The sequence below is a fragment of the Isoptericola sp. NPDC058082 genome, assembly GCF_042885055.1.
GTDB lineage: Bacteria > Actinomycetota > Actinomycetes > Actinomycetales > Cellulomonadaceae > Isoptericola.
Genome location: NZ_JBHVSQ010000005.1, coordinates 145,342 through 148,401 on the forward strand (window position 1 = coordinate 145,342; position 3,060 = coordinate 148,401).

Here is a 3,060-nt window from a genome sequence, read left to right on the forward strand (position 1 = left end):
GCTCCTATGGGGGCGGGGGGGAGGTCGGGAGGGGGTGGGGGGAGAAAAAGAACACCGCGGGGGGGGGGGGGGGGAGGGGTTCCCACCCCTCCTTCCCCGGCGGTCAGGTCGGCACCGGGCTCGCCCGCGGGGACGAGCGGAAGGTGCCAGGACATCAGAGCGTCAGGCCTCCGCAGGGGTCTCGGCCGCGGCGTCGGCGGACTCGTCGGACTTCTCGTCCTCGGTCACCGCGACGAGCGAGAGCTTGCCGCGCGGGTCGATCTCACCGATCTCGACCTGGACCTTCTGGCCCACGGACAGCACGTCGTCGACGTTCTCGACGCGCTTGCCGCCCACGAGCTTGCGGATCTGGCTGATGTGCAGCAGTCCGTCCTTGCCCGGCGAGAGGGAGATGAACGCGCCGAAGGACGTCGTCTTGACGACGGTGCCGACGAAGCGCTCGCCCACCTCGGGGACGTGCGGGTTGGCGATCGCGTTGATCGCCGCGCGGGCGGCCTCGGCCGAGGGGCCGTCGGTGGCGCCGATGTAGACGGTGCCGTCGTCCTCGATGGAGATGTCCGCGCCCGTCTCCTCCTGGATCTGGTTGATCATCTTGCCCTTGGGCCCGATGACCTCGCCGATCTTGTCGACCGGCACCTTCACGGAGATGACGCGCGGGGCGTTCGGGGACATCTCGTCGGGCACGTCGATCGCCTCGGCGAGCACCTCGAGGATGGTCAGGCGCGCGTCGCGGGCCTGGGTCAGCGCGCCGGCCAGGACCGAGGCGGGGATGCCGTCGAGCTTGGTGTCGAGCTGGATGGCCGTGACGAACTCGCTGGTGCCGGCGACCTTGAAGTCCATGTCGCCGAACGCGTCCTCCGCGCCCAGGATGTCGGTCAGCGCGGCGTAGCGGGTCTCACCGTCGACGGTGTCGGAGATGAGGCCCATCGCGATGCCCGCGACCGGGGCCTTCAGCGGCACGCCGGCGTTGAGCAGCGAGAGCGTCGAGGCGCAGACGGAGCCCATCGAGGTGGAGCCGTTCGAGCCCAGCGCCTCGGACACCTGGCGGATCGCGTAGGGGAACTCCTCGCGCGAGGGCAGCACGGGCACGAGGGCCCGCTCGGCCAGCGCGCCGTGACCGATCTCGCGGCGCTTCGGGCTGCCGACGCGGCCCGTCTCGCCCGTGGAGAACGGCGGGAAGTTGTAGTTGTGCATGTAGCGCTTGCGCGTGACCGGCCCGAGCGAGTCGATCTGCTGCTCCATGCGCAGCATGTTCAGCGTGGTGACGCCCAGGATCTGGGTCTCGCCGCGCTCGAACAGGGCGGAGCCGTGCACGCGCGGGATGACCTCGACCTCGGCGGACAGGGTGCGGATGTCCGCGAGCCCACGACCGTCGATGCGGACGCCCTCGGTGAGGACGCGCTGGCGGATGAGCTTCTTCTGCAGCGCGCGGTACGCGGCCGACAGCTCCTTCTCGCGGCCCTCGAAACGCTCGCCGAGCGCACCCAGCAGGCCCTCCTTGAGCTCGTCCAGGCGGTTCTCCCGGTCCTGCTTGTCCGCGATCGCGAGCGCGTCGCGCAGCGTCGTGGAGACCTCGTCCTCGACGGCGGCGAACGCGTCGTCCTGGTAGTCGAGGAAGACCGGGTAGTCCTTGACCTCCTTGGCCGCCTGGGCGGCGAGCGAGGCCTGGGCCTCGCACAGGGCCTTGAGGAACGGCTTCGACGCCTCGATGCCCTGGGCGACGACCTCCTCGGTCGGCGCGGCGACGCCCTCGGTCTTGATGAGCTTCCAGGCGTCGTCGGTCGCCTCGGCCTCGATCATCGCGATGGCGACGTCGTCGCCCACGATGCGGCCGGCCACGACCATGTTGAACACGGCGCGCTCGAGGTCCGAGTACTTCGGGAACGCGACCCACTGGCCGTCGATCAGCGCGACGCGCACACCCGCGACCGGGCCGGAGAACGGCAGGCCGGAGATCTGCGTGGACGCCGACGCGGCGTTGATCGCCAGCACGTCGTAGGCGTCGTCCGGGTGGATGGCCAGGACGTCGATGACGACCTGGACCTCGTTGCGCAGGCCCTTGACGAACAGCGGGCGCAGCGGGCGGTCGATGAGGCGGCAGGCCAGGATCGCCTCCGTCGAGGGACGACCCTCACGACGGAAGAACGAGCCGGGGATCTTGCCGGCGGCGTACTGCCGCTCCTCGACGTCCACCGTGAGGGGGAAGAAGTCGAACTGGTCCTTGGGGTGCTTGCCGGCCGTCGTGGCCGACAGCAGCATCGTCTCGCCGTCCAGGTACGCGGCGACGGAGCCGGCGGCCTGGCGGGCGAGGCGGCCCGTCTCGAAGCGGACGGTGCGGGTGCCGAAGCGGCCGTTGTCGATGACGGCCTCGGCGAACTGGATCTCGGGACCCTCCACGGGTGCCCTCCTTGATCTCGAGGGCGCCGCCGCGGCTCGGCGGTCTTCGATCGAGGCCCACGGAGCCGGGCCCGACCCGATGGTCGGACGGTTCGGGAGGCCACTACCGAGGACCGGACGAGGATCCGGCGGCGCGATGGTGGTTATGACAGGGACATCACACCAGACCAGCCCGGCCCCCGCGAGGGTGACCGGGCTGGTCGGCAGAGTCAGCGGCGCAGGCCGAGGCGCTGGATCAGCGCGCGGTAACGCTCGATGTCGATCTTCTGCAGGTAGGCCTGCAGGCGGCGGCGCTGGCCGACGAGGAGCAGCAGGCCACGACGCGAGTGGTGGTCGTGCTTGTGCTCCTTGAGGTGCTCGTTCAGGTCGTTGATGCGCTGCGTGAGGAGCGCGATCTGCACCTCGGGCGAGCCGGTGTCGCCCTCGTGAGTGGCGTACTCGGTGATGATGGACTGCTTGGTGGCAGCGTCGAGCGGCATGGCTCTCCTTCGGTGTCGTTGCGCGGTGCTCCGGGACTCGTTCACCGGGGCGCTCTGGATCCGCGGCCGTTCGTACGGCCCCACCATGCTACCAGCGCGGGGGAGAGAAAGAGGAGGAGGGGGGGGGGGGAGAGGGTGAGAACAAAAAAAGGGAGGAGGGGGGGCCCTCTCTTCTCACCCTACA

2 protein-coding genes are annotated in these 3,060 nt (G+C 70.3%); both read right to left on the reverse strand.

The genetic code is table 11. The features are described 5' to 3' along the window. Window positions 1-162: 162 nt before the first annotated feature. The gene (locus tag ACFVS0_RS09365; RefSeq protein ID WP_430549920.1) at window positions 163-2,397 is read right to left on the reverse strand and encodes a polyribonucleotide nucleotidyltransferase; all 2,235 of its coding nucleotides are present in this window, start codon (window positions 2,395-2,397) and stop codon (window positions 163-165) included. 209 nt (window positions 2,398-2,606) lie between these two features. Then, window positions 2,607-2,876 (reverse strand): 30S ribosomal protein S15, encoded by a 270-nt coding sequence (rpsO, locus tag ACFVS0_RS09370; protein WP_429762254.1) that lies wholly within the window; start codon window positions 2,874-2,876, stop codon window positions 2,607-2,609. Window positions 2,877-3,060: the final 184 nt, after the last annotated feature.